The organism is Corynebacterium ulcerans (assembly GCF_000767685.1).
Taxonomy (GTDB): domain Bacteria; phylum Actinomycetota; class Actinomycetes; order Mycobacteriales; family Mycobacteriaceae; genus Corynebacterium; species Corynebacterium ulcerans.
In genome coordinates this window covers 1145299-1171977 of record NZ_CP009622.1, presented here as the reverse complement: position 1 = coordinate 1171977, position 26679 = coordinate 1145299, and the positions used below count along the sequence as shown (strand labels likewise).

At 49.9% G+C, this 26679-nt stretch carries 21 protein-coding genes and 1 tRNA gene; 8 read left to right on the top strand and 14 right to left on the bottom strand.

Features of this window, described 5'->3' with window-relative positions; all coding sequences use genetic code 11:
* The first annotated feature begins 6 nt into the window (after positions 1 to 6).
* Genes CULFRC11_RS05355 through CULFRC11_RS05340 form a run of 4 tightly spaced genes read left to right on the top strand, consistent with a single transcriptional unit; the run spans position 7 to position 4817 of the window.
* Complete coding sequence (locus CULFRC11_RS05355) at positions 7 to 1407, top strand: hemolysin family protein (RefSeq protein ID WP_023635659.1); 1401 nt, start codon at positions 7 to 9, stop codon at positions 1405 to 1407.
* Positions 1407 to 2459: a hemolysin family protein gene (locus CULFRC11_RS05350; protein ID WP_013911433.1), complete on the top strand. Its 1053-nt coding sequence runs from the start codon at positions 1407 to 1409 to the stop codon at positions 2457 to 2459. Before CULFRC11_RS05355 ends, CULFRC11_RS05350 begins: the two co-directional genes overlap by 1 nt.
* A 2-nt stretch (positions 2460 to 2461) precedes the next feature.
* Positions 2462 to 3349, top strand: coding sequence for a hypothetical protein (locus tag CULFRC11_RS05345; protein ID WP_080669064.1), 888 nt, complete (start codon positions 2462 to 2464; stop codon positions 3347 to 3349).
* 37 nt (positions 3350 to 3386) lie between these two features.
* Complete coding sequence (locus CULFRC11_RS05340; RefSeq protein WP_023635657.1) at positions 3387 to 4817, top strand: vWA domain-containing protein; 1431 nt, start codon at positions 3387 to 3389, stop codon at positions 4815 to 4817.
* Between the two features lie 119 nt (positions 4818 to 4936).
* Here the strand turns inward: CULFRC11_RS05340 and CULFRC11_RS05335 are convergent, their stop codons facing one another.
* From CULFRC11_RS05335 to secA2, 5 genes are all read right to left on the bottom strand, one after another.
* Complete coding sequence (locus tag CULFRC11_RS05335; RefSeq protein WP_051373198.1) at positions 4937 to 5440, bottom strand: MerR family transcriptional regulator; 504 nt, start codon at positions 5438 to 5440, stop codon at positions 4937 to 4939.
* 183 nt (positions 5441 to 5623) lie between these two features.
* On the bottom strand, positions 5624 to 6238 hold the full coding sequence (locus CULFRC11_RS05330; RefSeq protein WP_023635656.1) for a bifunctional nuclease family protein: 615 nt from the start codon (positions 6236 to 6238) through the stop codon (positions 5624 to 5626).
* Between the two features lie 17 nt (positions 6239 to 6255).
* Positions 6256 to 7011, bottom strand: coding sequence for a transcriptional regulator FtsR (ftsR, locus tag CULFRC11_RS05325; RefSeq protein ID WP_023635655.1), 756 nt, complete (start codon positions 7009 to 7011; stop codon positions 6256 to 6258).
* 115 nt (positions 7012 to 7126) lie between these two features.
* Positions 7127 to 7558 carry an oxoglutarate dehydrogenase inhibitor Odhl gene (odhI, locus tag CULFRC11_RS05320; RefSeq protein ID WP_023635654.1) on the bottom strand — a complete coding sequence of 144 codons (432 nt, stop codon included), beginning with the start codon at positions 7556 to 7558 and terminating at the stop codon, positions 7127 to 7129.
* Between the two features lie 175 nt (positions 7559 to 7733).
* Positions 7734 to 10031, bottom strand: coding sequence for an accessory Sec system translocase SecA2 (gene secA2, locus CULFRC11_RS05315; protein ID WP_023635653.1), 2298 nt, complete (start codon positions 10029 to 10031; stop codon positions 7734 to 7736).
* Between the two features lie 494 nt (positions 10032 to 10525).
* Here secA2 and CULFRC11_RS05310 point away from each other — a divergent pair, with 494 nt between their 5' ends.
* From CULFRC11_RS05310 to CULFRC11_RS05300, 3 genes are all read left to right on the top strand, one after another.
* Positions 10526 to 11713 carry a bifunctional alpha/beta hydrolase/OsmC family protein gene (locus CULFRC11_RS05310; RefSeq protein ID WP_023635652.1) on the top strand — a complete coding sequence of 396 codons (1188 nt, stop codon included), beginning with the start codon at positions 10526 to 10528 and terminating at the stop codon, positions 11711 to 11713.
* A 14-nt stretch (positions 11714 to 11727) separates the two neighbouring features.
* Complete coding sequence (locus CULFRC11_RS05305) at positions 11728 to 12117, top strand: YchJ family protein (RefSeq protein ID WP_023635651.1); 390 nt, start codon at positions 11728 to 11730, stop codon at positions 12115 to 12117.
* A 74-nt stretch (positions 12118 to 12191) separates the two neighbouring features.
* A tRNA-Pro gene (locus CULFRC11_RS05300) sits at positions 12192 to 12268 on the top strand.
* Positions 12269 to 12635: 367 nt separating this feature from the next.
* On the opposite strand, the gene CULFRC11_RS05295 is transcribed toward CULFRC11_RS05300, so the two are convergent.
* From CULFRC11_RS05295 to CULFRC11_RS05255, 9 genes are all read right to left on the bottom strand, one after another.
* Positions 12636 to 12899 carry a hypothetical protein gene (locus tag CULFRC11_RS05295; protein ID WP_023635650.1) on the bottom strand — a complete coding sequence of 88 codons (264 nt, stop codon included), beginning with the start codon at positions 12897 to 12899 and terminating at the stop codon, positions 12636 to 12638.
* A 111-nt stretch (positions 12900 to 13010) separates the two neighbouring features.
* Positions 13011 to 14315, bottom strand: coding sequence for an MFS transporter (locus tag CULFRC11_RS05290; protein ID WP_038620536.1), 1305 nt, complete (start codon positions 14313 to 14315; stop codon positions 13011 to 13013).
* Positions 14308 to 17694: an IucA/IucC family protein gene (locus tag CULFRC11_RS05285; RefSeq protein WP_023635648.1), complete on the bottom strand. Its 3387-nt coding sequence runs from the start codon at positions 17692 to 17694 to the stop codon at positions 14308 to 14310. The genes CULFRC11_RS05290 and CULFRC11_RS05285 overlap by 8 nt, the downstream gene beginning before the upstream one ends.
* Positions 17695 to 17715: 21 nt before the next feature.
* Positions 17716 to 18537 (bottom strand): ABC transporter ATP-binding protein, encoded by an 822-nt coding sequence (locus tag CULFRC11_RS05280; protein ID WP_023635647.1) that lies wholly within the window; start codon positions 18535 to 18537, stop codon positions 17716 to 17718.
* Positions 18537 to 19568: a FecCD family ABC transporter permease gene (locus CULFRC11_RS05275; RefSeq protein WP_023635646.1), complete on the bottom strand. Its 1032-nt coding sequence runs from the start codon at positions 19566 to 19568 to the stop codon at positions 18537 to 18539. The genes CULFRC11_RS05280 and CULFRC11_RS05275 overlap by 1 nt, the downstream gene beginning before the upstream one ends.
* Before the next feature lie 4 nt (positions 19569 to 19572).
* Positions 19573 to 20541 (bottom strand): FecCD family ABC transporter permease, encoded by a 969-nt coding sequence (locus tag CULFRC11_RS05270; protein WP_023635645.1) that lies wholly within the window; start codon positions 20539 to 20541, stop codon positions 19573 to 19575.
* A 56-nt stretch (positions 20542 to 20597) separates the two neighbouring features.
* On the bottom strand, positions 20598 to 21503 hold the full coding sequence (locus CULFRC11_RS05265; RefSeq protein ID WP_023635644.1) for an ABC transporter substrate-binding protein: 906 nt from the start codon (positions 21501 to 21503) through the stop codon (positions 20598 to 20600).
* A gap of 128 nt (positions 21504 to 21631) precedes the next feature.
* Positions 21632 to 24313 (bottom strand): MprF family protein, encoded by a 2682-nt coding sequence (locus CULFRC11_RS05260; RefSeq protein ID WP_023635643.1) that lies wholly within the window; start codon positions 24311 to 24313, stop codon positions 21632 to 21634.
* The gene (locus CULFRC11_RS05255; protein ID WP_023635642.1) at positions 24313 to 25557 is read right to left on the bottom strand and encodes an alpha/beta hydrolase; all 1245 of its coding nucleotides are present in this window, start codon (positions 25555 to 25557) and stop codon (positions 24313 to 24315) included. Before CULFRC11_RS05255 ends, CULFRC11_RS05260 begins: the two co-directional genes overlap by 1 nt.
* A 236-nt stretch (positions 25558 to 25793) precedes the next feature.
* Here CULFRC11_RS05255 and CULFRC11_RS05250 point away from each other — a divergent pair, with 236 nt between their 5' ends.
* The gene (locus tag CULFRC11_RS05250; RefSeq protein WP_023635641.1) at positions 25794 to 26639 is read left to right on the top strand and encodes a class I SAM-dependent methyltransferase; all 846 of its coding nucleotides are present in this window, start codon (positions 25794 to 25796) and stop codon (positions 26637 to 26639) included.
* Positions 26640 to 26679: the final 40 nt, after the last annotated feature.

Sequence of the window (26679 nt, the reverse complement as noted above, 5' to 3'; positions counted from 1 at the left end):
CTAACAATGGACATATTGATAAGTATCCTTTCACTTTTTGGTTTTGTGCTTCTGACAGCAAGCACCGGCTTATTCGTTGCGGTTGAGTTTGCGCTCACTGGCCTCGAACGCTCGACGATCGAGAACGACGTACGTGAACGCGGAGATAAGAAGTCACTGGCGGTTCAGCGGGACTATCAAAATCTCTCTTTCGTTCTTTCTGGTGCGCAGCTTGGCATCACAATCACGACGCTTGCCACAGGCTACTTGGCAGAGCCTGTCCTGGCTAAGTTCCTCACGCCTCTTTTGGCACTCTTCGGGCTGCCGCATACTGCGAGCACTGCGGTCGCTCTAGTCTTAGCACTTGTCATCGCAACTCTGCTGTCCATGGTTTTCGGTGAGCTAGTCCCCAAAAACATTGCGATCACTAATCCGCTCGGTACAGCGCGACATGTCGTTGGTCCTGTCAATGCATTCAATACTGTCTTTAAAGGCTTCATCAACGCATTAAACAAGTCAGCGAACTGGACAGTGCGTAAGCTTGGCATTGAGCCAGCCGATGAGCTGGCCACAGCCAGATCAACTCAAGAGTTGACGGCATTAGTTCGTAGTTCCGCGGAAACAGGCGACATAGATGAAAATACGGCCTTGGTCCTAGACAGGTCTCTGAAGTTTGGTGAGACCACCGCCGAAGAACTCATGACTCCTCGGTCAACGGTAGAGACGCTCGGTGAAGACTCTACCGTCATTGATTTGATCAATCTTGCTATTGAAACCGGGCATTCTCGTTTCCCTGTTATCCGAGGTGATCTTGATGACACGATCGGCGTCGTTCATTTTAAAGATGCTTTTTCCGTTCCCAAAGATCAGCGTCACTCCGTTCTTTTAGGTTCATTGGCTCGACCCGTTCCCATAATTCCAGCAAGCCTTGACGGTGACTCTGTTCTTAATGCCGTCAGATCAGCCGGCTCCCAGATCATTTTGGTTGCCGATGAATACGGCGGCACTGCGGGGCTCATCACGATCGAAGATGTGGTTGAAGAGATTCTGGGAGAAGTCTACGACGAACATGACGATGAAGAATCTGAACGAGATTTCCAGCGCTTTGGTTCCAGCTGGGAAGTATCCGGACTGGTTAGACTCGATGAGTTAGCTGAAAAGGTCGGCTATTTTGCACCGGAAGGTCCCTATGAAACTCTCGGAGGCTTAGTCATGTGCGTTCTGGGACGCATACCAAAAGTTAATGATGAGATTCTTGCACCTGAAAGTGATAATCCGTTCCTTGCCGAGTTTGAGTCTGGCTATAACGGGCGATGGATAGCCAAAGTAACTGTTATGGAAGATAGACGAGTAGATAGAGTGATTCTCTCCCCTGTCACAGACGAGGAAGCCGCTCGTTTTACTAGCGCGCAAGAGGAGGAGAACTAATGAATCTTCTCACCGCTATCGTGTTGATAGTTGTTCTCTTGTTGGCCAACGCTTACTTTGTTGCCGCTGAATTTGCTTTGATTTCTTCAAGAAAAGATCGCATTGAAAATCTCATTTCGCAAGGAAGGCCTGGGGCAAAACGGGTACTGTACGCCACCGAACACCTCTCTATCATGCTGGCTGCATGCCAGTTTGGCATCACAATCTGTTCCTTGATCCTCGGTAAAGTAGCCGAACCTGCCATCGCGCGTTTTATCGAAGAACCTTTTGCGTCCTTAGGGCTACCTGCGCATCTTTTACATCCCACCTCATTTGTCATCGCCTTAGGCATCATCACCTTCCTGCATATTTTGTTCGGCGAGATGGTCCCCAAAAATATCTCGTTAGCGGGGCCAGAAACACTTGCATTGTGGCTTATTCCCACGCTCATTGTCTTTTGCCAAATCACTCGACCGTTCTTAGCTTTGATGAACTGGTTTGCACGGATCACGTTGAAGGCTTTTGGCATTGAACAAAAAGATGAGCTTGATTCCACCGTCGATCCGAATCAACTGGCCACTATGATCTCTGAATCACGCTCAGAAGGCTTCCTAGACGCTGAAGAGCATGCCCGACTCAACAAAGCGCTCAGAGTGGAAGACCGTTCCATAAAAGAAGCTCTTATCCCATTATCACGCGTAAGAACTCTCGATTTTGGTACCCGTGGCCCTAAGCTAAGCGATCTTGAGCAAGCCGTTGCAGAGACCGGTTTTTCCCGTTTCCCCGTGATGGGTAAAGATGGTTCGTATATTGGTTATGTCCATGTCAAAGACATTTTGGACCGTTTTGATACTGATACACCCGATCACATCATCCATCGCTCAGAAATTAGGCCACTGACCATCGTTGCTGCCACCGGCACGATGGACGAAGCTCTTCAGCTGATGCATAAAAAATCAGCCCACATGGCGCAGGTCCGCGACCGAGGGGCGTTACTGGGCGTGATTACGCTAGAAGACCTTATCGAGGAATATGTAGGTACTTTCTCAGATTGGACCCATGAACAGGGATGATGATGGCACAGCCTCACATGCAACTAGCCCCCGAAGAATGGAAAGCACGGAGTATCGCGCACCGTGAACGTGCGCGTAGCTATACTGCCGAGCACCTCATACGGAGGAAAACTGGCGCTAAACATCCTGTATTTGATTTTCTTTTTGAATACTATCCCGTGCGCATAGCGCACTTGGAGCGCTGGCATCCGGGTTTTGGTGTACATCTTATTCATGAGAAAGACTGCATACCCCCGCATGCGCAATGGAAAAACTACGCGACAACGCATCGCTCGACATCGATAGATGTTCGTTCTTTTTGGTCTCGTCGCGGTCGAGCCATGTCGTATATAGAGAATTTATTGGTCTCAACCAACGACAATCCAGTACATTTCGACTGTTTCGGACTACACGAATGGGCGATGGTCTACCAAACTGATCAGCCTCGCCACGATCTTCCGCTACGCCTGGGCTCTAAAGAAACTAATAAAGTGGTGGAAAATAGCGCTATCAAATGCACTCATTTCGACGCTTTCCGTTTTTTCACACCGGCAGCTAGACCGCTTAACTTCACTATTTTGTCTCGTGAGGATCAACCGCGTTTCGATCAACGAGCTTGCGTTCATGCAGCCATGGATTTATACAAGTGGGCCACAAAGCTGGGACCACTTGTATCCGGAGAACTATGGCTCGATACATTTGAGATTGCTTGGGATGCTCGAATTTTAGACATGGAAGCCTCACCATATGACTGCAGAGAGTATGGGCTAGGAGTAGTTCCCATCGAAACGCCTGAAGGAAAAGCTGAATATGTAGCGCGGCAACGTGCGTTATCACAACGGGCAGTTCCGTTAAGGAACCGGCTTGTCGCCGTCATTAGAGAGACTCGGAACGCTACACTGACTGAATAGCGCGCTGTGATAGCAACCTCGAAAGGTGGAGGAATCCGTGGCAAAGCACTCCGATGGCAAAAACAATTACTCGGTGTCCAAGGGCCTCATTGGCCTTGTCGTTGTGATCATCGTCCTTGTCTCTGGTGTTCTATGGTGGTTGAACACCAAGGATTCTTCCACTTCCGCAGCAAAAGACTGCATCCAGGGCGAACTAGTCCTTCCGGTTGCTTCCAGCGACAAAGGTGCTGCTCAAAAGGTTATCGACGCCTACAACGAAGCCGGCCGTACTGTCCGCGATCACTGTGTCGTCGCAAAGCTTAGCGACGACATCACGACAGCCGGTGTCTACCTCAGTAGTGAATCCGATAACACAATAAACCAAGAATTGAAAAAAGCTTCGCGCTCTCCAGCGACTCTTGAATGGCCCACAGTTGCCACGGACAAGGTAGGAGTAGCGAGTAAAACTGGACTCGATTCATTTGATGCGGCGACCAACGTTACTTATCCGGTGAGCTCGGATGCAGTGGCAAGCGCTCTTGTTGCTGCAAAACTTCATGCAAACGATGTTGAAGCCACAAAAACCGCGCTGAGCGCTTCGCTGCATCTGACTATAGAAGAAGCCACACAACAGCAATCAGAGACGATTGCAATCGCGGAATCTCATCTTCCTTCTGGTTACTCTTTTGTTCCCGCAGATGGTCTGACTAAGCCATTACGCTCTGTCGCTTTAAATGCAACGGATAAAGTACAGGAAGACACTATCCGGGCAGGCGCAGATTTTGGTACTGCAATAGCCAGCAATGCTGCAGAAACAAAACCATCAGACAAGGCTTCTCTGGAATCTATAACTGCAGCAGAAGTGCTTGCTACGCTACAGACACAGGATGCAGAAGGTGGCGATAAACCAGAATCCGCGTCTCTTGCACAACCCACCGACACTCTGTTTTTGTTGGATACCTCGGTGAACATGGGCAAACCTACTTCGGATGGTAGTTCTTGGCAGTCCCATTCTGCGCAGGCGATTATTCAGGCATCAATGAAGCTGGAGAATCTAGGGAAAAACCTGGCGCTCTGGAACTACTCCTCACCGCTCAGCCACGGCGCAACGCATGGTTGGCGTGACAATATCGGTTTTGGCACTGCCAAATCAGCAGAAACAATTTCCCAAGTCATTCAGGAGTTTGGCATAGGCGGGCATCCGCTTACTCGTGAAGCAACTGTAGCTGCGTTATCGGTTGCTGATGCACATATCCGAGAAGGTCACGCTGTCAACCTCGTCATTGTCACCAGCGGCACCGAAGATTCTTCTGTTTCACTTGCCGACATTCCTAAAAACAGTCAGCTCCACATCAACGTGGTGCATGTCGGCGCCGCTCCAGTAGATCAGGAGCTCGCACAAGCTGCGCAGGCAAGTGGCGGATCTGCACAAACTGTAGAGGACCCGCTACAGCTCAAAGCGGCGATCGATAAAGCTTCTCAGATATAAAACCTTCCCCGGGCATTTTAGTCCGGGGCAGATTATCAGAATTCCCTTCCTAGATGCTAGATAAAGTGATGCCTCCAACGGGCCAGATCCGTTGGAGGCATCACTCATTATCCTTGTGCTTAGGAAGTCTTCCTCCTGCGACGAGCAGCAAGCTCATCTACACCCACTACGTTGTCATCCATAAAGCTATTTATTTTTTCCGACGGGAAAGCCGAAATCGTTCCGGTTAGTTCGCGAACGATACCGGGAACTGCAATACCAAAGACGCCCTGTCCTCCTCCTAGAAGATCAATAACTTCCTCGTTGGAGCGACACTCGTACACCGTAGTGCCATCTGAAACCAAAGTGATCTCCGCTAGGTCATCAACGCCACGATTACGGAGCTTATCTACGGCAAGGCGAATATTCTGCAGGGAAATACCAGTATCTAGCAGTCGCTTTACAATTTTTAGAACCAGAATATCTTTAAACGAATAAAGACGCTGTGAGCCGGAGCCCCGTGCTGTACGGATGGTAGGCTCTACGAGCTTGGTGCGTGCCCAATAATCGAGCTGGCGGTATGTGATACCGGCAACCTGGCAAGCGATAGGAACCCGGTAACCGACTTCCTCGTCTGGCCCCATATCAAAAAGGGCTTCCTGTACCGGGGTACTATTCCTTGCGGTCTCTTCAGTCACGATTATTCTCCCTGCGATTTCTGGCTTTCGCGTTGAGCCTTGCTTTCTATTCTTAGCCAAGGGTAGAACAACGTCAAGAAGAAAACTCGCGACACGCCCAAAAGTTAAATCTCAAGTTGAAGTTGAGACTTATTTCCCCTTATCGCTGTCCGGGAAATCATCAGTATAGCCTTCCACGATATTGGGTGGCGATTCACTAAAAAGCTCGTCCTCCGCCATCCCAAGATCCGCCATCAGCCGCAAAAAGTCTGCGTCTGCTTCTGGGTTCCCTGACGCAGAAAGAGAAGGATCTTCCTCATCACTTTCCACCGTAATACCTAGATATGCTTCCAGATCTGCTTCATTGAGAAAGACGCTTACCTGATTAAGCATAGATTCTTCTGCCATCACGGGAATCCCTAGCATACGGGCAACGGTGATTCCATCAGAAGGACGGCAGTCAATCTCTTCCCCATCAGATAATACGAGGGAACAAAGAAATACACCTTCGTGGTAACTCACAATCCGCAGTTCTACGACTGGACTGCCGATCCTAGATAGTGCATGAATCAGCAGATCGTGAGTCAGTGGACGACGAGAACCAAACTGTTCATCTTCATCCCTCGCAGCAATGGCAAAGGCCTCAGTTTCTTCAATCCATATAGGAAGGATTCGGTTACGCTCAGGCCAACGCAAAATAATGCACGGATCATTATCCGGCGATAAAACATGAACGGAGTGATACTCCATCTCGCAAAAAGACATCGTGTTAAAAACCGTCGCTACTGACCAAGCTCGTTGCGGACCATTGTCTTTACGAGAGTCGCATTGAGCGACACGACAAGCGCACTCATTTGCTGAGACATCTCCTCTGCACGCTGCTTCGCACCATCGCTTTTAGAACGAGCTGTGGGAGTAGCCGCACGCGTAATAAAGTCCGCTTGACGGCTTGCAGTATTTTTCAAAGACTTGAGGTGCCTCACATCAAACCCAAAGTCTTTGAGCTGAGAAGCTATAGCCACTACTTGCACATCATCTGCGGTAAAAAACCCGGAGCTATCAGGTCGAATAATCCCCGCCGAGCTCAATTCTTGCAACAAAGATAGCTCCACACCACTACGGTCAACAACATCTTTATCGCTTAGCCGAGTTGCCACCGGAGCCCGAAAATTCTCCGGGCTAATAATTGGCTTTGCGTCTCCGCCACGGCCTATCGGAGTCACGGCGCCGGAATCCATAGCTTCCAGCTGCTCGCGAATCACTTTTAGGGGAAGATAGTTATCACGCTGGGTAACCAAGATATACCGAAGGCGCTCTACATCATCATGGGTAAAGCGTCGGTATCCCGAAGCCGTCCGTTTTGGTGCAATTAGTCCTTCTGATTCCAAAAAACGGATCTTAGAAACGGTCACATCGGGAAACTCTGCTGTCAGTTTCTCCAGGACCACTCCAATAGACATGGTCTTGTTACCAGTTCGGGGGCGCTGTTGCCCTGGAACGACAGGTTGGGAACCAGAGCTCTGAGGAAGTGCACTCATCTATGCTTCGTTTCTCGGTGTGGTGGGTGTACTAACGGAAAGCAATAATCTTTAAACAGATTACTTTAGGAGCATAAATGCTCACAAGCATCGGGCAAGAACAGTTGCAGAGTATTTAACTCTTGGAGCCCTCGATGAAAACGAGTCGGAACTTGCCAATCTGGACTTCATCTCCAGAAGATAAAATCTCCGAATTTCTAGGCTCGCGGTTGACGTAAGTCCCGTTGAGACTTCCCACGTCAACAACTTCAAAGGAGCCATCCTGCAAGCGGAATTCCGCGTGCCGACGCGACACGGTGACATCATCAAGGAAGATGTCACTCTCCGGGTGCCGTCCTGCCGTTATAGTTTCGCGATCCAAGAGGAAGCGAGCGCCGGCATTAGGGCCGCGCTTAACAACAAGCATTCCCGAACCGGAAGGCGGGGTGACATCGCTACCAGTGGCCGGCGTCGCGTTCGCACCGGACTCCATTTCCTTGAGCAGATCTGCACGGAAAACCGACGTGGTCTCTACTTGCACGTCAGGAGCAGCGCTGTTGTCACTCATTATTCAACCTCCGAGTCAAACGAGCTTCGAATGAAATTCGAACTTTCAGTCAATGGTTTACATCATAGCCCTAGAGAACGACTGATGAAGAAGTACTACTGGTAACAAAGAGATAACATCAGTGGCCTCTTAGAGATTCTTAATCCGTGGAGCAATTCCACCAAAGTCTACCAATCTACCGGAAAATACTACCGATTCCCCGCAGCACAGAATTTCCATTACCGGATAAGGGATTATCACTGACCATATAGGTCCACGTAGCTGAGGGGCGCGCCAGACCGTGTTCTTCCAAATGCGCACCGTCTGCATCAATAGTCACGTTTGCAAATGTTTTCACAGCCTCATCAACAGCCCTTTGAGCTAATTGCTTGAATTCCCGCACAGCGATTCTGTGATACTCGTCGATGGGAGTTTCCCTCGCAATTGCCCTCAGGTGAATTGATTCCCGTACATCATCCATTATTGCCAGATGATCGCTCCAGCATCGATCAAGGTGATACAGCATGATGTCTCTGGCCGCTTGATGTAATACATCAGAACTAATTTCTTCTTGCACTAATGATTCAGCTCGCTCAGGATTTGCCTGGGCGAGTTCCTCCCATGCTTTGTCTGTGTCCAACAGATCGTTTCGTCGCTCATCAATAATCACACGTTGATCAGCAAGCAGCTTGTTGTACTTCCATGTCTGAGCGTGAATCTCTAATAGTTGCCCTTCCGTCACTCTCTGACAGTGCCCAATAAAATCATTGATGCGCTTGGAATCGATCCGTCCATCCGGCTCAGGCCGAGCTTTCACCTCTTCCCCGGCCCCTCCGACTGCAACCACGTCATCTTCCAGGGAGACAAAAAATAAGGAAAGTCCTGGATCGCCTTGTCGGCCCGCACGCCCCCGCAGTTGGTCATCAAGACGCGAGGTTCTGTGACGGCCGGTTCCGATCACAGCCAAACCACCCGTATTGGCAACTTCAGCACGATCTGCCTCTTGCGCCCCGCCGAGTTTGATGTCGGTGCCTCGTCCAGCCATTTGTGTTGAGACGGTAACTCGACCAAAATCGCCAGCTTCTGCGATAATACGGGCCTCTTCGGCATCGTTTTTAGCGTTAAGAACGCTTACCTCAATGTCAAGGTCTCGCAGTGCCTTTGCCAGTCTCTCGGATTCTGAGACGTCCTGAGTTCCTACCAGCACTGGTTGCCCTGTCGCATGAATCTCAGAGATTTCTCGAACAAGAGCATTAAATTTTTCTTCAATTGTGGCGTACACACGATCGGCCTCGTCAAAACGCTGCGACGGCACATTCGGCTCTATCACAGACACTCTTAGGTCATAGAATTGCCGCAGCTGATCTGTTGCGGCAACCGCTGTGCCTGTCATGCCACACACCAGCGGATACCGTCCCATAAGCGCCTGCAAAGTCATTGTGTCAAGAATCCGCCCCCCTTCGGTGACCGCCAATCCTTCTTTTGCCTCTACTGCCGCCTGAACGCCGTCTGGCCAACGCTGCAATTCCGCTATGCGTCCCTTGGAAGCGTCGATCAAAGCAACTTTTCCATCCCGGACGATGTAGTGAACATCTCTGATCAGCAGGGCCTTAGCGTGAAGCGCAAGATTCACTTGCACCAGCGTCGTGCCCACATGTTGATCGTCGTAAAGGCTATTAATTCCCAGTGCTTGTTCGACAAGAGCCGCGCCGTCTTCGGTAAGGAAAGCGTTGCGACGATCGTCGTCAAGCGTGTAGTGCTCGCCTTCCTTAAGACGGCGTACGATCTCGGTTACCCTCCCCCCAGGCGCAGCTCCGGGCTCATTCCCGGCCAAAACGAGCGGAACGAGGGCTTCGTCGACCAAAACGGAATCGGCCTCATCAACAATAGCCACGTCCGCTCCATGCTGAACCGCATCTTTACGATGTGTAATGAGCTGGTCGCGCAGAACATCAAAACCGATCTCATTAACAGGGCCATAAACAATATCGCAGGCATACGCTTGACGACGCTCCTCCACAGTCTTCGATTCCGTAATCGAGGACACAGTCACGCCAAAAAAGCTGACCAACGGGGCCATCCACTGGGCGTCCCGCTCTGCGAGATAATCATTAACAGTGATCACATGAACTGACTTGCCCATGAGCGCATAACCGGTAGCAGCCATGGCACCAACCAGCGTTTTTCCTTCACCGGTCGCCATTTGGATCACGTCACCATCCAATAGCCGGAGAACAGCCTGCAGCTGAACAGGGAAAGGAGTTAGATTCAACGTACGAGAAGAAGCCAAGCTCAGCACCGCCAAGAACTTAGCCTGGTCCTTTATTTGCCCCGAGTCGGCGAGTCGTACGGCGATTTCTCGCAACTGTTCATCATCCAAAGACTCAAGCGTAACGATCTCCGAGCGCGCCTGTTCAACGACCCCCCGGCTCTTAGCTTGGCTTCGGCTAGCTTTTCCACCCATTGCTTTCCAAAACCAGTCAAAGCCCGCCACAGTAGATGTTCCCTTCTCCTTGCGTACACAATGCTTTTGCAATGCCTTTACAGCAGTATTTCCTTGTTTAGTTCTACCCCATCACGGCGCGATCAGAGCATAAAAGGCCCGTCAAATACCCTCACCGATTGTCAATTCCATGACTTGCGGAGATACAAATAAAACAAAACCAATAGAAAATTTAATAAAACTTAGTATATACTCATAGCAATTAAAGCCATCGAAGTACCCTCGCCTCCTACGGGGTGACGATTGGCCAGTAAGTGCCCCCTACGTGACCTACACAGCACAAGGCATGCCATTTTGAATTAGGAGACAGATACACAAACCGTCACCACCTTTCAGAACGTTTCCCGATAAGCTGATATACATCATCCCTTGCCCTCGGGGATGCTTTCTCATGCCTTTATCAAATTGTGGCCTTTATGTCCCCGCCAAGGCCAGAAAGCTCCAAAGGGATGCCAATATAAGTCATATCCGGCAAGGAGTATGGAATGCATTCTGTAAGTGTGAAGGTACCTTCCAGCAAGGGATACCAGATGGCTGGGACCATCGATTTCCCAGACGCACCACCTACAGCCTTCGCGCTTTTTGCACACTGCTTTACTGGTTCCCGTTTTACTCCAGCGGCCGCACGAGTATCTAAAACTTTGGCGGACCTTGGTATCGCTTGCCTTCGTTTTGATTTCCCCGGACTTGGTCAATCGGAAGGAAATTTTGCAGACACCTGTTTCAGTGAAAATGTGGAAGACATCCGCGCTGCGGCACAGTGGCTAGCGGACAATTACACCGCCCCGCAACTGCTCATAGGACACTCGCTCGGCGGAGCTGCCTCTCTAAAAGCAGCAACCGATATGCCAAGCATCAAAGCGGTTGCAACCATCGGCGCACCTTTTGATCCTGCCCACGCAGTTCTGCACTTTGCCGACAGGATTAGCGAAGTCGACGAAACCGGGGCGGTCACACTGTTGCTCGGCGGACGCGACATCACCATCTCACGAGACTTCCTCGAAGACCTTGCAGAAACCAATCCCGAGGCTTATCTCCCCCGACTGCGCAAACCTTTGCTGATCCTGCACTCCCCCACTGACACAACAGTCGGAGTAGATAACGCGCAGCTCATCTTCCGCACGACCCGTTACCCTAAGTCCCTTGTTGCACTCCATAAAGTGGATCACTTGGTCACAAAACAAGGGGCGGCACAGCACGCTGCACACATTATCCATACATGGGCCCAACAGCACCTGGTCATCGAAAATAAGGTCGAAGATTCCGACGTAATCCCCGAGACCACAGCTATCGCCCGTTCCATTCCTGCCGGTAAATTCACAGATCATGTACAAACCGGTACGCACAGCTTCACCACCGACAGAGAAAAGGCACAGGGCGGAAAGAATCTCGGTTACTCACCAACAGCTCTCATTGTCTCTGCGCTAGCGTCAGCGTCATCGCAAGCAATAAGGGTTGCAGCTAAAGAAAAGCGCATCTCCACCTTGAAAAACGTCAACGTTACAGTGGAAAAAACACTTACCACTGATGGCAACGTCCAGCTTCGCCGGGAAATCGAGCTCGTGGGAGAGCTATCACAGGAAGAACGGAAGATACTGCTCGCCGCAGTTAAAAATAACGAGATTGAAGCACTGCTCAGCGAAAATATCGCTATCGACGATCTCATCCGCTAGTGCAGGCAATCCCTATGTCCCACCAGACCACAGCCTGTCCGTGCATGACATCGTTGCCTTTGAACGAATGCTGCCAGCCTTTCCTCAACTTCTCCAAGGCCGCCCCCACCGCGACCGCCCTTATGAGGTCACGGTTTACCGCTTTTGTGCTAGAGAATCCACAGTATCTCGTCGCAACGTGGCACCCCTCAACTCGACCTGATGATCTAGAGCTTGATCCCGACATCACATGGACACGGCTCATCATTCACGACTCCATACAGGGCGGCTTACTGGACGCTGAAGGAATCGTAGAATTTACCGCCTTTTACGAGTTCGAAGGATCACGAGGAAAGCACCACGAGCGCTCCCGTTTCACTCGTGTCGACGGCCTCTGGACCTATGTTGATGGAATAGTCACCTAATTTCCTACCACTACCTGCTAATTCGCATTCTACAATCACAATGATGTAACCTATAGCAGTTGCCAGAACAACATCGGACTGTGGCGCAGCTTGGTAGCGCACTTGACTGGGGGTCAAGGGGTCGCAGGTTCAAATCCTGTCAGTCCGACCAAAGCCCTGTTCAGAAGGTGTTTTCACACTTTCAGAGCAGGGTATTTCTGTATAAATGCACCTCCCTAGGGCAAAAACAACTATACAGAACAACCGTAATCCGACAACATAGCCCGGTTGTCGACGACCTGCGGTTTTAGCCTAGATTGGCATAGGAATTGCACGATTATTGCACGAAAACACAGGGACAAACAGCTAAAAAGACGGGCTAGTAACCACCTCTCAAAGCGACCACTACCGTAACGTCTATGCCCTTCTTTTAAAGCACCGAGAAGGAAAGAAAATGGCACATTCGTGGCACAAAAAAGTACTACAAGGGCCACGAGTTTTACCCCCAGCCTCAGTACTGGTAGAAGGGACGTACATAGCTATTTTCTAAAGCTAGAGAGAGCAAACCCGGTTGCTGCTGCGATAAGACCAATTAACCCTGCCGTTACAGCCAACCACTTCATCTCCAACAAGATTAAAATCACTGCCCCTAGATAAAGCACACTGGCTCCGCCAAACCAAGCAGACGCTTTAGCGGACTTTTCCCCCACCAACGGATGCTGAGGTTTAGCTTTGGTAGCCGATACAGCAGCAGTAATTGTTAAAACAGCTGAACTGATCGTGATGAATAATGGGTAGAGCATTACTAGCCTCCCTAGCTGTGCCACTTAGCCAGTACAGTTTTGGACATAAAAGAGTATAGAGCGAAAAGAGTCTTCCGCATCTATACATCGCTGTTCTAGCGCGCCTTGTCTCTAACCAACCTTCCTACTCCTCATCATTAATCCAAGGGCTGGCAGAATAAATAAGATATTGCCAGCAACCATGCAACTTATCATCACAGTTGCACTTGCATGATCTGCGATAACCCCCAAGAAAAATGCCCCGCATGGGATGAGCGCACGATCTGTTTGGGAAATTCCGCTAAAAAGTCCCCTATGAGCATCTGGTGCTAGGAGCAACGCGGCAACTCGGTTAGTGGTGCGATACAACTGCCCGATAAGCCCGATACTCCCGATAAGCAAAAGGTTAAGCCAAGCGATATTCCTGGTAGAAAGCGACGTCGCAAGCCCAGCAAGTGGTACGGCTAGGAAAACAGCACTATAAAGTGCTACTACCGCCGCAGGTTTTTTCACCCATCGCTTTAGAACTAGTGCTCCCAAGACCGCTCCGATGCCAGCAGCCCCCGCCATAAGTGCAACGCCATGTTCTGCGTCCTCTTTGAAAGCTGAATGCGCTATAACGGGAAGCATCGCGGTATACGGGAACACAAAAAGCATCGGACCTGCGGCTAGGATGAGTTGCGCGCCGAGAGCTGGCTGTTTACGGATTTCTGCCCGAATAATCGCTAGGCTCTTCGTGTTTTTCTGCTGAGAAACCTGCTTTTCAGATTCTTCATCCGCAACGATTTCTTTTGCAGAGGCGTCGCGACTGCGCTTCCGGTTTTTCCCACAAATAGACATCCTCATGGCGATAACAGCAGCGATGCCGTAGAATGCAGCGCTTAGAGCAATGGCAAGCGCGGCTCCACCAAGCGCCATCAAAAGACCCGAGACTGCTGGTCCGATTGCAAGTGAAAGAGTTAAAACCAGCGACAGAGATGACATATTCGACACAAACATTGTGTCTTCGCTTAGCCTGCTTAAGACCACGTTTCTAATAGCCGGCTCAGCAGACGTTATTAATGCGCGAATAGCCACAACACCGCACACAAGCCACACTATGTGCCAGGTGCTTAAAACCGAAGTGCGCGCCGCTACCAAAATTAACCCAGCTATGAGTAACGTGGCTGCGCTGCCGATAAAAAGCACAAACGCAAGTAACCGGGTGGGATCTTTCCGGTCAGACAGAGCCCCTAACTTAGGCGCAGCCACAAGCAGCGGAAATAATCTGGCAAAAGTGATAAGGCCGACCAGCGTAGATGACCCTGTGGCATGAAAAATCCACCAATTGAGCGCTACAAGCTCAGAGGAGCTTGCTACTCGAGAAAGCAATGCCTGGCCTATGAGCAGCCGAACATCATTCGGTTTGTCTTTTCCACGCATCAAAATTTTATGCATCGCTACGCAGTGGATTTGTCACATCAATGTATATATCCGTTCCCGTCCTATTCATCCCCATGGATAAAAACCCTTTGCGCCTCATAGCTTCTCGACGCAACCATTGGGCATCGTTCTCCGGAAGCACGCATGGTAAGGCATCGATAAAACGGTCGATTTCCGCACGCACTATTTCCCATACGTCATCACTATCAACCTCGTGTAGGTGCGCAATCTCAGTGACAAAGCCATCTAGGTTCCCAAAAACAGAGGCATAGAACCCCTTGTTGATGAATTCTTCATAATCATCTGTCAGGGTTATTGCATTGGGTTCAAATGGGTTTTGTTCGCACCATTGATTAAGCCTTGGTAGGTACGCGCGCAATCCAGAAAAATCTCTTAACAGGAGACCTCGATAAACAGGAGCCCCGTCCACAAAAGCGATACGAACCATCGTGTTTTGCAAATGCTGTTCTAGGGCAATCCCCCGGAAGCTCATAAGAGCCAATACTGTACTCATGAGGTCAAAGGTGTATTTGCGCAGAAAATCCAGGCCGAGTTCTTGCAGAGGGCTGGCTAGTATTCCCTCGTGCCCGCGTAAGACACATGCGCTTATCGCAATTTCTCCGTCTTCTAGGTAGTTGGTAGCGTCGTCGCGAAGCAAAACAGATAAACCACGCTTGGCGGCTTCATCCGTACTTCCAATACTCCTAGCCAAGGTAACGCCCGCTAGTTCAGGGATAACCTTGACGCTTCGAGAAGCTCCCATGTTTTCCTGCACATAGGCAACCGCATTTTTTACAAGTTCGGCAACTCGTGGTGTTCCTAGCGCGCTATTTTGCGAAATAGAACGTCGCGTTGACGTCAGCACAACATCGACCGCACACTTGATAAAAGGACGTTGTCCTAGCACCGAAGGCGCATGTGGGATAGCCGTGCGTAAAGAAATAGTTGGACGCACAGCCAGTGTCACGTGGGGAATAATCACCACGTTCTCACTACTGATGTCCTGAGCATATGCCCTTGAAATCACGTGTTCCCATTGCCAGGGATGAACAGGAATGATCTCAAACTCTTGTCGTTGAAGACCTATCCGACCCAGTTCTTGAGCTGCGGCATCAACGTGGTTGGCAAAATGACGGGTGAAAAAAGCATGAAACCCCTCTGTTGAAGAGGTCTCCAGCAGATCGCGGTGTACCGCTAATAGCCGTAAATCTACTGTGGAATAGGACTCGGGGCCATAAGCTACGGACTCTTCCATGGAGAATCCCCGCCGAAGTTTTGCCAACGGATGCACATTGTGTCCGCTAATTCCTAGCGAATCGGCAGTAACCATTGCCTCGTGTGAGGACAGTTCCTGGAGCATAGTCCATAGACTCCGATGGCGCTTCCCTATATGTTGCTCTACGTGAGTCCGGACGAGCGAAAGATTCTCTGTCGCGTTCCTTATATCTTCTGATAGCACTGTGAGGTCATCGGCAGAAAGGCCTTCGTCTTTAGCAGCAGCGTTCACGCGGTTGTACACACACGATTCAGCCCATGGTCTGTTCCTCTCGATTTTTCTGCGTACATGTTGTTGCTTCAAAAAGTCTTCATGTTCCAAGGGATTGTGAGCAAACACATATTCCTGCTCTGTCACAGCACCGGAAAGACGCATGCCGAGTACTCGCTTAACCGGTAATTCGCTGCCTAAAAAGCGACCATAAACAAGTGCCAGATGCTGATCCATGGGGGTTTCCATCGGTGATTCTGCACCAAATTTAGCCGCACGGCTGCGCCAGTATTCACGCGCAAGCAAGTACGAAATCTTAGTAGAGATGCTCTCTATCTGCGGTTTTTCCAAAGAAAGAGAGTCCAAGAGGTTTCGGTATAGATTAGCGACCAGCGGGTAGAACACTTTATCAACAAGCCGCAGCGCATCCTTTTCGCTCAGCGCAGTACCGGCAACCTCATCAATGATGCCGCGTCCCACACTGTGCTCTGCTAACGGCCCCTGAGACCACAGTCGGCAGCCTCCCAAATCTCGCACAAATACCTTGTGCGGCATGCCATCGCGCAATACCACAACAACATTTTGTGGGTGTGGCTCAAGCGCGATTCCCCAACGTCCTAGCAAAGCCGACGCCGGAACAAACAGCAATCGGCCTAGTGCACTAAACCATTCCTCGATAAAATCTTCCGTTTCTACGCAAGAGCGACGGGATAGTTCTTCCGCTAAATCTTTGAACACACAATTGCCGGTCAATGGGTTTCGCGCTATCAGCGTTGCGACGGGCAAAGCCACATCACCAGAGCGCACATTCCGCGCGGGATCTTCTCGGAGTATCGCTCCCAAACAATGTGACCGAATTCCGGTACTTTCATCCCATCGGATCGCAGCTTTATCTCGCACAAGGTTAAATCCGGGTTCATCGTCTGGAGTGCGAGGAACAAAGCCTGAATCCAGAGCCATAATTGAATCAATCACAGAAGAAATCAGCGGTGCTTTTACCGCGCCTTCAGAAATACCTCGGACAGCACCTGTAAGCTGCACTTCCAATGCAAGTTTAATGTGAGCCGATCCCACGCCGTCGCTTACGCGCACAGTCCGAACAGACATAAGAGGTTCAGCTGAAATAGTTGTATGGAGTAGCTGCACTACACCATCTGAAATTTCTTGAGAAAACTCTTTCCTTATCACCGAATGCCACTGAAATGGATGAACAGGAATAACTTCTTGATCTGCTCTCCCTTCTTCTAGTAGCTCGGCTTCTAGCATGCGAGAGAGCTGTGGGAGTAGCGTAGCCAGCTCCTTGCGCATGCTTGCCCCTGTGGCTACGACAAACTCCCGAGGAACAGCTATAAACCGTAATTCATACGACTCGATTTGCTCAGGAAGGACTTCCTGCCAGGCCTCTCCCACACCTAAGGATGTCTTTGCCGCAGGGTGAGCTGGGTGTCCATCACACACTACTTGTTCGCACCTGGCCAATAACGCAGATGAATCAGTCACCTGACACCGTTGTAGCATCGCCGCAACAAGTGCAGAAAAGGGAGCTTGCTCCAGGCGGCTGGATTCTTCTGAAGAAAGTTCTTCGCGTTTTTCCATCCAGCGAGAAGAAATCCCAGCTCTAGCCCGCGCAAGCCCCGTTACTCCGTCTTCAATTTCTTCACATGCCCGATCAATGTTGGTTGCTTCTACGGCGAGAGCACCTGATTCAGCCAGGTAACGCAGCATGTGAGCAGGGGAATCGATCTGAGGAGGCTGTGTATTCAAGTCTCCTAGAACGGTCTCATCACAAAGCAAATTCTCCTGCTGAAGCGCTGTAATGAGTCTCTGACGAATATCTGTCTCAGCTTCCTGGACAAACGCAGAAAAATCTTTGAAGTAGCTAATTTTTTCAAATTTATCATTCAACATGGTAGCCAAGGCTACCTTTAGTTACTTGTGAATTCCATAAGCGATGGGAAGCTTCCTACCAGTTTCTGGATCTGTCACCATAAGCGTCGAAATATTAAAAGCTTTCTTGATCAAGGATGGATCTAAAGTAGATTCCGTTGGCCCTTGTTCAAGAATTTTTCCTTCCTTCATCACCACAACATGGTCAGAAAACTTAGCTGCATGCGCCATGTCATGAACCACCATCACGATGGTTCTCCCTTGTCTATTTAAGGACTTAACCAACTCCAAAATAGCCAACTGGTGTGCGGGGTCTAAAAACGTGGTTGGCTCATCAAGCAGCATGATAGAGGTTTCTTGTGCCAGAGTCATCGCAATCCACATGCGTTGTTTTTGTCCCCCAGACAGCTCCATTGCAGAGTGCCCCAAGAAGTCCTCGACACTGGTAAGTTTTGCAGCCTCATCGATAGCTTGCTGATCTGATTCGCTTAAAGACGCAAAAGCACCCGTATATGGATAACGACCAAAAGCAATAAGCTCACGCACCGTCATGCCTTCAGGAACAACGGGTTGTTGAGGCAGGAAAGAAACCTGACGTGCAAAATCGCGAGCGGAGAAACTATCAAGACCACGTTCCCCTAGTGTGACCTGCCCATGTTCGTTTTTTAATTGATTTCCCAAAAGTTTGAGCAAGGTTGACTTGCCACAACCGTTAGGACCGATCAACGCAGTAATTTTCCCAGCGGGAATCGTCACCGAAATATCTTTTACTATGTGTTCTCCGCCGTATCCCGCTGATACTCCTTTACAAGCAAGCTGGGGCTCGTTAATGCCGCATACGTTATCGTTTTTCCGATCAAACATTATTTCCCCTGAACTCTTGTTACGTTGAGAACCAGATAGATGAAATATGGTGCCCCGGCAATTGCGATGAGCGCTCCCACCGGGATCTCCGTTGGCGCAAAAGCCCATCGCCCCACAGCATCGGCTCCCACGACAATTGCTGCTCCAGCTAAGGCAGCGACCGGCACTTGTCTAACTAGAGATTGCCCTACAAGCAGTTTTGCGGCATGCGGGACTATGAGCCCTACAAAACCGAGGACTCCAGCAGCTGCTACCGATGCAGCGCCACAGAGTACCGCAATCCCCATAGCTCCCAGGCGCAAAAACCGCACATGCGCCCCGATGCTTTTCATTGTCGAGTCGTCCAACGCCAAAGCATTGAGATGACGGGCCAGCACCATGACTACGATAAAACTAGCGATAATAATTGGGGCCACCGTCATGGCATCACTCATCGTACGCGCATACAAAGATCCTTTTAACCAGGTCATTGCTGCTCCTGCTTCAGGAGCAGCCCTCACTAGAAGCAGTTGCGTTACCGCAGCAAGGCCCACGGAAACCGCGACTCCCGTCAACGCCAGGCGAGCTGGATCGATAGCAGATTTACCTGCCGCAGCAAAGACAAGAATGGCTCCAAGCAAAGAACCAAGAAAAGCGATCGGAGTGAGAAAAGCAGCTGGAAGCGTGCCGAACCCCAAAAGAGCTAAAACGGCGAGTAAACCTCCACCGGCAGTAATACCTAAAGTGTCGGGTGCTGCGAGAGGGTTACGTAAACCTGTCTGCAACAAACACCCTGAGATAGACATGCCAATACCAGCCAGCATTCCTACGACGACCCGGGGCATCCGATATTTCCAATAGAGGTCTTCACCGGCAAGAACACCCGTCACAACATCAATAAGAGGTTTTTGTACAGCCCCAATCGCCATTCCGATAATGCATGCAAAGACCAGTAAGACACCACAAATAAACACAACAGTGGCAAACTTTTTGTACGAATACCGTGGATTTTTATGGGACTTTTTCAAGACTAATTCTTTATTTCTTTTCATGGGATTACCTTGACTTTCCTGTGGATCCCATACTCCGAATACCCCATAGCAACAGTGGTACACCGGCAATACCCGTCAGAATACCCACCGGAGTTTCTGCTGGAGCCCATAATTGTTGCCCTATCGTATCCGCGACCAACAGCACTGTTGCTCCCACGCATGCCGCAGAGATCAGCACAAATCGGTGTGCTCTTCCACATACTCGCTGCGCAATCACTGCTGCTAAAAGACCTAAAAAGCCGATTGGCCCAGCTGCCGCCACGCATGTCGCAGTAAGAATCACGGCAGAAACGACGACCCATTTTCTTACCACAGCTGGGTTTGCCCCGATCGCTCTACTAACAGAATCACCGGTGCTCAACGCATCTAATGCTCTTCCCGCTGCAAATAGAATTGGCAAGAGGACGGCAACTGCGACAATCACGGGAATAAGGTCAGGTAACCGGATACCGCCAAGGCGCCCGTTGAGCCACGCTAGAACCGTGGTCAATTGAGCTTCATCCAACACTAAGAAAATTGAAGTCATTGCGCTAAACACTGCGGAAACAGCAATTCCCAATAAAACCATTTTCTGGATTGCATTTGTTCCGGATAAGTCCGGATTTCTTCCACGCAGACTAAGCGTCAACGTGATTCCAGAGGCTACTGCCGCTCCAACAAGAGCACCTGGAAGCAAATACACGCCCGTAGACGAGCCAGTGATAAAACTTGATGCCACTGCGCCAAAGGCTGCACCTGAATTGACTCCCGTAATGTGCGGATCAGCAAGAGGATTCGATGTCGCAGTTCGTAGTAATACCCCGGCTGTTCCTAGCGCCGCACCGATAAGTAGTGCGCTTAATAAGCGATCACGCGTTCCCATCCAGATCTCTTGATACAGCCATGGCGCATCCTTGGGGGCCTCGACCTGTAGTAATTTCCATGCAGATAGAGTCCCTATGATAAGAACGCAGACAAACACGCATACAGCCAAGGAGGCTCCCCTTGTAGACGAGCCTCCTGTCTGTTTCTTCTGATACGCAAGCACAACTAGGAGTTAATAATCTGATCCAGCATTGCTTCTGCTGCCAAGGGGCCTCGTGACCGCGACCACGTATCCTGCTCAACATCCACGATGCTACGAACAACCCCCGCATAAGGGCTAGCGCGGAAGCCCTCGATGTCGTTATACAAATACATGACGTCAAGCTTCATTTCAGGCAATTTATCACCGGTCAATTCTGCTACGTCAGTCTTGGATTCAATCGCAGATTTTTCCCCATCGAAACCGTAGTCATATCCAGCAGCGGTTAATAGCGAACCGGGGAAGGATTCTTTTACCCATGTATAAAGCGTATTCTTGGACCACCCAATAAGAGCAGTGCGGGTACCGGGTTCTACTTTGTTTTTAGCCGCTCCGATTTTAGATTCAATTCGGCTCCGTACCTCTGCGGCTTTGTCTTCTTTTCCTAGTTTTTTCGCAATGCTGTCCATGGAATCAAGCACATCGATATAACTAGTGTCCTGGTAAGCCTCAGTAGGAGCAATATTTTTTAGTTGCTCCATGATCCCTGCTTGGCGCGTGGGACTCGCAAGGATAAGGTCAGGCTCGAGGGACTGAATAACTTCTAGATTTGGTTGCTTAGCTTGTCCTACCGATGTGGCATCACCCAATTTTCCTTTAAGGGTTTGGGGTTCTTTTGACTTACCTATTTCCACTATTCCTACCGGTTGCACTCCAAGAGCATAGAGAATTTCCTCATATCTCCAGTCCAACGCAACGACCCGTTTTTCCGACTCTTTTTTCGCGTTTTGGGAACCTTCTGCATTGGAATTCGTGCTACCTGTTGTAGAACATCCTGCCAAGATTAGAGCAACAATAGCCATCATCGCTGCGAGTGCCACAAACAAGGCGTTCCGCAAGGACACACTCAAGAAATTAGGTTTGCTTTGCATACCCTAATATTGCAATGTCTGCGCTTTTTAAGCAAAATTATTTCTCACACTGCCCCACATAACCTTGTTTGTATCCAAGTCTTCCCGACGGAGTCTCCTTGTTCTCCGCCGGGAAGACGGACGCCCCCTTATGGCATCCTTTGTGCGCGCACCCAGGTAGTAAGCGCAGCACGCGCATCTTTAGCGCTTAGTTGAGGAAGGTAGCACTGGGAAACCGCAAGGCCGATCGTCGGTAATGCCAACTCATCGTCATAGCACAGATACCAAGCTCGATGCTCTGGATGGAACTTATATTTCGATGCAGCCAGAGATCTAAATCCGTACAAAGGCTCGATAGCTTCTCCAGCTTTGTTTAAGGTTGCGTCGAGAAGCGTAGGCATCGTTTGCCCCGATGGCGGCGCAAGAGGAGCACCTGAAAGGGAAATCCACGAGCAGTCGAGCTCTTTCGCTTTGATCAGCGCTTCAGCCAACAAAAATTCGATGACAGGCCGGAAACCGTTGGCGTCACGACGCATAAAGTCCAAAGTATAACCAGCAAGAATGCCATTCTCGCGAACAGGCAGCCAGCTTGTTACTCCATGCACATGGCCGTTTTCATCGACGGCGACAAGCAACTTGGTCTCAGAGTCCTTGAGTTCTTCCAAGGTTCCAAGGGTGAACCCCATCTCAGGAAGAGCTTTTTCTGACACCCATTCCTCGGAAAGAACCACAATCCTATTTTGTAGCTCGGGAGAGGCTTCCGCCCAGGAAGTCCATACCGTGCTAATCCCCTCTTTGACAGCTCGATTGCGTGCGGTACGGATATTTTGGAACTTCTTGCCTTTAAACTCAGTGTTGGTGGTTTGCAAGACAGATTCCTCTGCAACGTGCAGCTTTCTAAAACCATCAGCCCGGATTTCCTCGGCGAATTCTTCACGAGTGGAATACCATGCAACCCGCCATCCACGGTCAGAAGCGTATGCATTGAACTCCCGCGCCACAGCCAAACGATCTTTCTGATCCAAGACCACCGGCTCGCCGAGCGTCACAGCCACCCCTTTGACCAGTCTAAAGGCAACAAAACCGCGTGGAAGCTGTTCAGTCGCTGAGTCAGTTTCAGCCGCATCATCGTGTGCATGAGGTGCGGCAAACCAGAAGCTATTTCCATCCCACATGCTCATCCAAGACAGATGATCGCCAGAGCCTTTGCGTAAAATCTTCCGCGCTGTGCTGATATCTGATGCGTCATGACCAGTCGCAGGGATACTCATAATGAGCCGGTAGAGGGCGAACAGGGTTACCATCCAGAACACCGCGCCTACCCATTGATAGAGAATCCACGCAAGTTGGCTTTCTGGATACAGCACATGTTCCAGCACCAAAGCTAATGCCGGAGGCAGGTACCTACTAGGCAATTCATAAAAGGCATAAAGCAGCGAGTCCAACGAATTAAAGCTATCTGCCAAATAATAAACGCCGATGACCCATGTCAGAGCCGTGATCACGAAAGTGGCCAAGATCAACGAAATATTCCGTATAACCTCTTTGCGTTCCACGTTGACAAAGAACAACCGTCGGCTAACACCAAGGGCCAACAACGTAATCATCCACGGCAACATAACCTCGAAGAAGTTGACCGTGAAAATGAGGGAGTCGCCACGCTCATCGGTAATGGCGATAAGCTGAACTGCAATCGCAAAAAGCGACAAACACTGCAATACCAGAGATAAGCCCCAAGCTACTCGACGTCCACGGATCAGCCCAATACAGAAAATAAGCTGTGCAATAACCGGGGCTAAATTAGCAAAAATAGCCGCAAACCCCGTTTGCCGGGCCAAAGTCAGTGCATCTATGCACTCTGGCGATGAGTAATCTGGTGCGCATATCTCTGCAACCTCAGCTGAGGAGATTTGTGGTTGCCACATCAAACTAGTCACCATGGAAAAAGGCCCATGTGCATGAGGGTTAAAAGCAACTACAACAGGTCCCACTGCCACGCTCATACAGAGCACCGCTACTAGAATACGAGACTCTCTCAGTGAGGGGCGTCGAAAAGCTACTTTTATTTTGTGGTATTTTTTGCCTCCGAGCTGGACGGCTCCGACGACAGTACCGACAACAGTAGCCACCGTTGCTACCGAATCCGACAGCGTTCCGGAAAACAGCACTAGCGTAAAAGACAAGGAAAAAAGCACCAACCGAAGGCGCCGTCTCCACAATGTAGACATCGAGGAAGAAGCAACAGCTGCAGCGCCAAAAATCCAACCTGTTGGGCTAAGCAATGTCTCATTGAGCAGATCGTTACCCCATTGGTTAAGTCCTAAAGTCTCAATAAAACGAGCACTGAGTATTCCTAGAGGAATAGAAATCCCATTCATTACTCCTGCCGCGACCAGGAATCGTGTCGATCCAAGGACGAGTTCAGCAGGAACAGCTAAACAGAGAATCCCAAGGGTTGCCAGCACTGCAGACTGATGCGAACCAACGGTAAGGCCAGCGGTAAGAAGATGCCACGATGGCAGCTTCTCTGATGAGTTCAGCCCAAGCATCCCACGCGGATGATCAACACTTGCGTAGAGGACCCATAGCAGAGCAAGCAACAAGAATGAGATCGGAACTCGCCTGATAATACTTTTCCCGGAGGAGACTATAGGGAAAAGTATCCGCCGAATCGATGTAATAGGAAGCCATGCAACCCGCGTGGTAGCCAGATAGTTGAGCACTACTCGGATGGAGAATTTCCCAGAAGTAGTACTGAGTTCAGCATCAGGCTCACCAACTTTTATATCTCCGTTAGTGCGTTCTGCGGTTATATCCGTTATTGATGGCACTAGCTAAGGCCCCCTCGTTGAGCAATCCAATCGAAATGTTGCGCAATAGCATTCCGCCACGTCTTAAAGTCATGGCCACCTTCCACTGTAAAATACTCCGTCTTCATTCCAGCCTTCACAGCAAGATCGTTAAGATGAGTCAGTTCTTTTTGTGCTAGCGGGTCTCCCTTCCCGGCGACAAAGCGCCCTGGGATTCCGTCGTAACGCTTCGTACGCAATAACTGCTCGGGGTTGACGGCCTGGAAAGCAGCCTCATTTCCCCCAAAGAATTGTTTAACAGTATCCCCGTGATTACCTACGGTAGGTTCCGCTTGGCCCGACATATTGAGAAATGCCCCATAAGAATCGGGATGATTAGTCATGATCTGGAGGCTGCAGGTTCCGCCATAACTCAGTCCACCAATAGTCCACGTTTTTTGGTCTTCATTAACCCTAAATTTTTGTTTAATCAACGCCGGAACGTCTCGACTTATATACGTCATCACCTTGTGTTGCGGACCATCCACGCAAATAGGATTCCCAGTGAACGTAGCAGTGCCATCTACGCTGATCACGATAGGCGCTACACCTCCATGAGCATTTTGGTATTGATCCGCTACCCTGCCAACTTGCCCCGATTCAAACCAATCTGAAGGCTGACCCGGATTTCCCGCCATCAAAACTAAAACTGGAAGACGCGTTTCCGGCTGAGACCAATATGCCGGAGGAACATAGGCTATGGCGTCTCGTGCTGGGAAGCCTGAGCTAGTCCCAGCCAAAGGCACAGTCACAATCGCACCCGTTTCCCCGGAGCTATCCGACGGCGCTTGCCGCGTAGCGTTGAACTCATCAAAATTCATTTCTTTTGCCACAGGTTGTGGATTGAGCGAAGCTACATCTGGGTATGTTTGATAATGAATATTTGTTACTCCGGCGGCACACACTGCAGCGATAAGAACGGCTATAGCTGTAACGATTCGCGTACCAGAATGCGTGAGAGCGCAAAGAAACACAAAGATAACAATGCCCCAGGCCACGTATACGTTTGTGGGAACAGCATCTGGGAAGGGCTTCCATACGACTTCAATAAAGTACTTGCCCGCGATCACAGTCAAAACTGAGATTACTGCCCATATCATCGAAACGACCATAATTCGTTTCGTTTTAAGGCCCCTCAGGACTATCAAAAGCGCAATAACGCCACACCCATAAATAAACCAGTTCACGGGTGGATCTGTAAGGCTTATGTCTTTAAGAAATTGCATACAGAGATCTCAATCATCCTCAGGGTTAAAGCAAGCCTTATCTAGGCTTTCAGAACGAACTAACACTACACCGCTTTTATTAAATATATGCACTGGAAAACACATGTTCCTACTACATATCCCACGTAATCGAGTGCACTTGTTCACAAATATCAGACTGTGACGTGAGCGAAAAGAGCCCCAACGAACCATTATTTATAGGTATCACCATAGTCACCCGCTACGATAAGTAATCGATGTGCGAAAACCAATCTAGCTTTCGAAGCTCACATACCGTGTCTCAGACCTTTGTTCCGCCACCTAACGCACCTTCCGTTTCTCAACGAGATACTCCTAAATTCCATAGCCGCGAACATCGCAATCTTTCAGCGCGCGCGTTTGAATCAGGAGCATACGACTACCATAAAGCTCGCCCCTCCTACCCCGCCCAAGTTCTTGATCTGTTAGAGGTTTCTGCCAACGCGAAGCTTCTCGACGTAGGCTGCGGCACCGGTAAGCTCACCGAACAGCTTAAAGAGCGCGGTCATCACGTCTTTGCTCTTGATCCCAGCGAAGACATGGTACGAACCCTACAAAGTCATCTTGAGGTCCCTGCTTGGATCGCTACCGCGGAGCAGACCTCCGCAGCAAGTGACGTTTTTGATGCAATCACATGCGCCCAGACATGGCATTGGCTTGATGCAGGCCTAGCTTCCAAGGAATTCGATAGAATCACGAGCACATCGGGTCAAGTACTACTCGTATGGAATACCTTGGATGTCTCTGTCCCTTGGGTTCATCGGTTGTCCCGCATTATGCACTCTGGAGATACGCTGAAAGAGGGCTTCATACCTACTTTTTGCGATCCCTGGTTTATTAAAAAAGAAGTGCGCCTCACATGGTCCCAGCCTATGAGCGTTCCGTCCATCCACCTGCTTACCCATACGCGCTCTTATTGGCTCAGATCTTCAGACAAAACCCGAGAGAAAGTAACCGCCAACCTTTCCTGGTATCTCAACGAACACCTTGGTTTTTCAGACACAGACCTCATAGAGCTTCCATATCGATGCGATGCCTTTTTATTGTCCAAAAAGCATAGGTAACAAACACAGTTTCTCTGTGAATACAGAAAGTCCAGCACCG